6 protein-coding genes are annotated in these 5,872 nt (G+C 42.8%); 4 read left to right on the forward strand and 2 right to left on the reverse strand.

Annotation, left to right across the window (positions count from 1 at the left end):
* Nucleotides 1-64: 64 nt before the first annotated feature.
* Nucleotides 65-541 (reverse strand): hypothetical protein, encoded by a 477-nt coding sequence (locus AB4653_RS13485; protein ID WP_009845706.1) that lies wholly within the window; start codon nucleotides 539-541, stop codon nucleotides 65-67.
* Nucleotides 542-1,152: 611 nt separating this feature from the next.
* Here AB4653_RS13485 and AB4653_RS13490 point away from each other — a divergent pair.
* The 3 genes from AB4653_RS13490 (at nucleotide 1,153) to AB4653_RS13500 (ending at nucleotide 3,627) form a co-directional block, all read left to right on the forward strand.
* Entirely contained in the window at nucleotides 1,153-2,361 is a 1,209-nt protein-coding gene (locus AB4653_RS13490) for a NupC/NupG family nucleoside CNT transporter (RefSeq protein ID WP_009845705.1), read from the forward strand.
* Between the two features lie 339 nt (nucleotides 2,362-2,700).
* On the forward strand, nucleotides 2,701-2,970 hold the full coding sequence (locus tag AB4653_RS13495) for a hypothetical protein (RefSeq protein ID WP_009845704.1): 270 nt from the start codon (nucleotides 2,701-2,703) through the stop codon (nucleotides 2,968-2,970).
* Between the two features lie 45 nt (nucleotides 2,971-3,015).
* The gene (locus AB4653_RS13500) at nucleotides 3,016-3,627 is read left to right on the forward strand and encodes a class I SAM-dependent methyltransferase (protein WP_009845703.1); all 612 of its coding nucleotides are present in this window, start codon (nucleotides 3,016-3,018) and stop codon (nucleotides 3,625-3,627) included.
* 97 nt (nucleotides 3,628-3,724) lie between these two features.
* On the opposite strand, the gene AB4653_RS13505 is transcribed toward AB4653_RS13500, so the two are convergent.
* Nucleotides 3,725-4,933 carry a DUF3541 domain-containing protein gene (locus tag AB4653_RS13505; RefSeq protein ID WP_102257519.1) on the reverse strand — a complete coding sequence of 403 codons (1,209 nt, stop codon included), beginning with the start codon at nucleotides 4,931-4,933 and terminating at the stop codon, nucleotides 3,725-3,727.
* A gap of 273 nt (nucleotides 4,934-5,206) precedes the next feature.
* On the opposite strand from AB4653_RS13505, the gene AB4653_RS13510 reads away from it, so the two are divergent.
* A partial coding sequence (locus tag AB4653_RS13510) for a CHASE domain-containing protein (RefSeq protein WP_372104419.1) occupies nucleotides 5,207-5,872 on the forward strand: 666 nt, incomplete at its 3' end.

A 5,872-nucleotide genomic window follows, 5' to 3' on the forward strand; every position in this document is an offset into this window, starting at 1 on the left:
GGGGGGAATGTATTTGTCTATTGGAATGTAAATATATAGAGGGTCTGTTGAAGGAAATAGAGAATTAATCGTATCGACCGTAGTCGGTAAGCATTTTCTTAAGCATGCTATTAACGTCTTTGGTCTTTTTATTTCTTTTAGTTAGTTGGCTAAGAGAAGTCGGTTTTGGCGAGGTAACATTTTCACCATCTATTTCTTCGGTTTTATCTTTCATTTTCTGTACGGCAGGCAATAACATTCTAATTTCTTCATTATTGATATTGGTCAGAACCACAATATTTTCAGATTCAACTTGGGTAATAGTTAATATGCCATGCTTAACGGATTCAACCTTTTCACCAATCATAATTGATTCAGGTGCGACAGAGCGATCGGTTAACTGACCTGTACGTAATTTCGCCGCACTGATAGCGCGGATATTTCCGGTGTTTTCAAACGCAACAATAACAGTATAGGTGTTATAATACTCAACTACTGTCACATAGCCGTGTCTATTTGTTTTGAATCTAGCTCCATTGTTCATGTCGTGCGGAGCTTCCATTTTCTTCACGTGTTTCCTCTCTTAGTCTCAATGGCTGTTATATCTAATCAGCTCTTCTCGTTTTATAGATAATGAATGGGGGAGATAATGCAAAGTATATACGCATCTAAACTTAAGATGAATCTTGAAGTCATAGTAAATGAGGGAGAACACAGAAAAGTGGTAATAATCACACAGAATTAACCGAGAGGTTACGCTCATACGCTTAAGGACTTAACATTCCAAATTCAACCTTATACAGATTGTTTACAGTTTTTGAAGAACGAAAATGACGATAAACACTGCGTTTTGTTTAATCCTTGACCGCGCGATCGTTTGCGTTGAAAAATGTGATGAAAGTCTCACTTAACTGTTTATACTTCTTTTCCGGTTTTAAGCCGGTGCTTAGCCAATACAAGCCGTCACATGGATATGTGAATGACCCCACGGACCGGACCAGCTACGTTCCACTGCTTGTATAAGGTGATTTTTACATGAACAACTCGTTGTTACATTCGCTAACCCTGTTAGCTCCTTCATCGCGTAGCGTTTTGCTTGCGGTTCTTTGTCCTATTCCTTTGATGTCATTCGTTTGGCTCATGTTCACTCTTTAAGGATTACTAGGACACATTATGAATATTCTATTTGGTTTTGTCGGTGTTCTTGCACTGATTGCTTGTGCGTACCTGCTATCTGAAAGTCGTTCTTCGATTAACTGGAAAACAGTCTCTCGTGCACTATTACTTCAAATCGGCTTCGCGGCTTTGGTGTTATATTTCCCGTGGGGACAATTGGCGCTAACGAGCCTAAGTAATGGCGTTTCTAGCCTGCTTGGTTTTGCAGACGCTGGTATCGCATTCCTTTTCGGCGACCTTGCAACTGAAGGTTTCATTTTCGCGATACGCGTACTTCCAATCATTATCTTCTTCAGTGCTCTGATTTCGGCACTTTACTACCTCGGTATCATGCAAAAAGTGATTCAAATCTTGGGCGGAGCGGTGCAAAAACTGCTGGGCACCAGTAAAGCTGAATCCTTGGTAGCGACAGGTAATATCTTTCTTTCTCAGGGTGAGTCTCCTCTTCTTATTCGTCCGTTTTTAAAGTCTATGACTCGTTCGGAACTGTTTGCTGTAATGGCAGGTGGTATGGCGTCGGTAGCGGGTAGTGTGCTTGGTGGTTATGCTGGTTTAGGTGTTGAACTTAAATACCTTATCGCAGCAAGTTTCATGGCAGCTCCGGGTAGTCTGTTAATGGCGAAGATCATCGTTCCTGAGCGCAGCACACCAAGTGACTACGACCATATCGAACTCGATAAAGCTGACCAAAGCAACGTGATCGATGCACTGGCAAGCGGCGCGATGAACGGTATGAAAGTCGCGGTGGCTGTCGGTACTATGTTGATTGCATTCGTGAGTGTAATTGCGATGGTGAACACTGGCCTAGAAAGCTTAGGTGAGACGTTCGGTTTTGCGGGTATTACGCTGCAAGCTATCTTCGGTTACTTGTTCTCGCCTTTAGCATGGCTGATTGGTATCCCGAGTGATGAAGTCTTAATGGCGGGTTCTTACATTGGTCAGAAGATCGTAATGAACGAGTTTGTTGCTTTCATCGATTTCGTTGAGAACAAAGCGCTGTTATCTGAACATAGCCAAGTCATCGTGACGTTTGCTCTATGTGGCTTTGCTAACATTGGCTCTATCGCTATTCAGCTAGGTTCGATCGGTGTTATGGCACCAGAGCGTCGTGCTGAAGTGGCAAACTTAGGCTTGAAAGCAGTCGCTGCTGGTACGCTTGCAAACCTAATGAGTGCGTGTTTAGCGGGTATCTTCATCCTGCTTTAAGCGAGATTCAGTTCAAGCGCCTAAATTCAGTTGAAGCGGGCACCTTTCTTGCGGATTTAACGTGAGAAGGGTGTCCGCTTTTTTGTGCCTGCTCGTTAAGTTGATTCAGATTTTGAACCACCACTTTTATTGCTATGCGGTGTATAAGGCTCACTCGGAAGAGTAATAGAGCAGGCCTGTTTTATCCGATATACTTGAATATCATTAGGTTGCGATTAATAGCATTCGGCTTCAATTAAGAAAATCCGGTTTCTATTAAGAACACTCGGCTCCGAATAAGAATATTCCGTTCCGACTAAGAATACGGCAACCAAGCTCAAATTTATCAAGGGTCTCTCTATGAACATGCGCGTTCTCATCGGTCTTATTGCTACCTTCATTGGCTTGTTTGCGATGATTTATCTTATTGCTGGTGGTACTCAGTTTCCTATCTATCAGTGGCCGCAAGAAGCGTATCTCGGTTTGGTGTTTAGCGTAGTATGGGGCACTGGCGTCGCTGCATCGGTGGCTTATGTCTTCTCAGCTTTGGTGTTTGTGACTGTCGCCGTGGTTTGCTATGCGATCGGTTATAAAAGCGGTGGGCTCTTTTCTTCAAATTCCGACGTCTAAGTTTATTGAGGCGTACTTATGTTCATTGAAGTGAGATTTGTTTGAATGCACTGGCTCGATCGTTGGAAAGTGTATCGCTATCATCGCAAACAGGCTAACCGAGCGAATGGCGATAAGGCTAAAGCTTTAGGGTGGACTAGCGAAGAGAGCCAATTATGTCGCTTTGAAGTGATTGCTCGTTCGGCTGACTTTGAAAAGAAGAGTATTTTAGATTTGGGTTGTGGCTATGGCGAGCTGTTTGAGTTGCTCGCCAGCATCTATCGCATTCAATCTTACACCGGCGTTGACCAACACGCAGGCTTTTTAAAGAAGGCGAAACAGAGCTATACAGAAGATCGTTGTCGGTTTTTGTCGGGTGATATGAGCCAAATGAGCCTTGAGGTACACGATGTAGTTATCGCCAGTGGCTCATTGAATTACATCTCTCGCGACTCGGATTATCTGACTAACATGATTACTCGTATGTTTGGACTAGCGAATCAGACGGTGATTTTTAATCTGCTCAATTCAAGCCAATATCCTTCACGTAATACCTTGATGAGTTATCACCCTCAAGGCGTATATCGATTCTGTAAAACACTCTGTGATGATGTTTCCTTGATAGAAGGTTACGCTGAAGGGGATTTCACGATAGTGATGAACAAAGTCGTATCCTGAGCCTGAATGAAGTGTTGGTGTGGTAAGAGTTAAAAAAGCCGCAGACCTTGAGAGGTTTGCGGCTTTTTGGGTTCTAAAATCAACTTAAGTATTATGGCTAGTGCTTCAGCGGTTGATTTTCAACTAGTCCGTAAGGGATGTTAGTAAATACTTTAGGGTTACCTTCATAAGTCGGTGCTTCGTTCACTTGCTGCCAATCGAGTAGCATGATAGCGAGTACGTTGCGGTGCTCTCCATACTTGAGATCAAAATCACCGGTGACCGAAGGGATCATGCCTTTTGTCTTATCGATAGATGCCTGGATTGCAAGCCTAGTTTTCTCTACAACCGGGTCATTCTCTAGACCGGCTAGTAAGAAAGTCAACCCAACCTCAGCAATCACATCCTCTTTAGCTCGTAGCAGGATCGTATCGATGTTTTCTCTGAAGTAATCGTAGACCCATTGGTGTTCTTGCTCGCTTACTTGGTGCTGGTAATACTCAGAATCTCCAAAGATCACATGTGTCATACCATAGATCTTATTGCCGTATTGCTGGCTTGAAAGCTTCTTGTCGTTATCGTCTGGGTAGGCTTTTTTGAAGGTATCGACAAATTCATCAACGACATCTTGTTCACCTAATTGGCGTAGCCAGTAAACTTGATTAGCGAGTTGGGCTGCCCACGCTTTCACCATATCTTCATTGGTCACGTATCGTGAAAAGTCATAACGACGAATAATCTCGCGCAGTTTGACATCGTTCTTGTGTTCTAAACCGTACTCATTGGCGCGCGCCATAGAGCCGAGAAGGTCAACACCAAGATATAGATATTCTGGCATGTGCTTGGTGATGTTGTAGCGTCGAACACTGCGTTCATCGCTATCGCCAACATAGGAAGCAACACGCTTTTCTGAGTACAGTACGATTTGTTCCATGGTGTGAACATCATTCGACAAGCGGCTGAGCTTACTTGCGACACGTGCCATGTCACTCCATACCGCGGCAGAATATTTGTCGTCTAATGTTTGTCGATACATACGCAAACCATAGTGACCCTCTTTGAATGCAGGCAGAGTGTAAAGTTGGCTTTCGTAGGTTGTGCGAATCAGATCGGCGGATTGTTTAAAAGATTGCTCTCGAGAGTCGAGAACACCAGCTTGTGATTGAACATTTGGTACGATTGTTGCGTGTATGTTAACGGGCTCTTGTATAGTAACAGTCTGTTGTGTGTCAAAAGCCGTTAGCGTATCTGAAGTAGCTTGTGCGTGAACAGCAACCGCAACTGAGATTGATAACAATGTGCACAGAGTTAGCGTTTTTAGCTTCATGTTCGTAAGGTACCAAGCTGATTAATTGTGAATATAAAATAACACTCATGAATCTTTCAATGTAAGGTTTTGGTCAATACATTGTAATCTTTAATAAGATTGATTCGATATTTGGTTCAGTAATCAATGTGTCTAATGGACTTTAAGTGATGAATGACTCAATAATGAAATGAGCACTAGGCTAAGTGTATGTATTTAAATAGCTTAACGGCATACTTAAAGAGTTAGTCTGATATGAGCAAATTTAAGAACAAAAAGGTTTAGGGGGTCTGAATGCCAAGTGGTTCTAGCAAGCAATGGCCTGCCAAATTATTATCTTTACTGTTTTTTTTAGTGGTAATGAGTGCTATCGAGTTTTTTCACTCTAAAGAGTTATCCTACCTGAAAGATGAATCCTACTCTGAGGCAAAAAAGCAGCTATCGATCATTCGTTCTCGAATAGAAGCCGCGATCGTGTCAGATATGTATATCCTCAATAATTTTTCGACCTTAGTGACCATAAACCCTGATGGTGAGGTGAAAAATTGGGACAAGATTGCTGAAAGTATTATTAAAGATGGTTTCCATATTCGTCTTATTGGGCTAGCCAAAGACGACATTCTAAACTTTGTTTACCCTATGGAAGGCAATGAGCAGATTCTCGGTATTAATTATCGTGATTATCCAGACCAATGGGAGTCTGTTGAGATAGCCCGTAATCTTGGCAACACCTTTATTGCCGGCCCTTTTGAGTTGTTTCAAGGCGGGCAAGCCCTCATTACGCGCACTCCGATCTTTCGAGACCCGCCTTTTAACGAAGACTATTGGGGTGTATCCAGTGCCGTTATTAGTTTAGATGAGCTGTTTGACGATGTCGGAATCGGCAAGATCGAGAACAAGTATGAACTCGCGATTCGTGGTGCAAACAGTTCAGGTAAAGATGGTGCAGTCTTTTATGGC

The sequence above is a fragment of the Vibrio sp. 10N.222.48.A3 genome (genome assembly GCF_041475345.1).
GTDB classification, from domain to species: Bacteria; Pseudomonadota; Gammaproteobacteria; order Enterobacterales; family Vibrionaceae; genus Vibrio; species Vibrio tasmaniensis_A.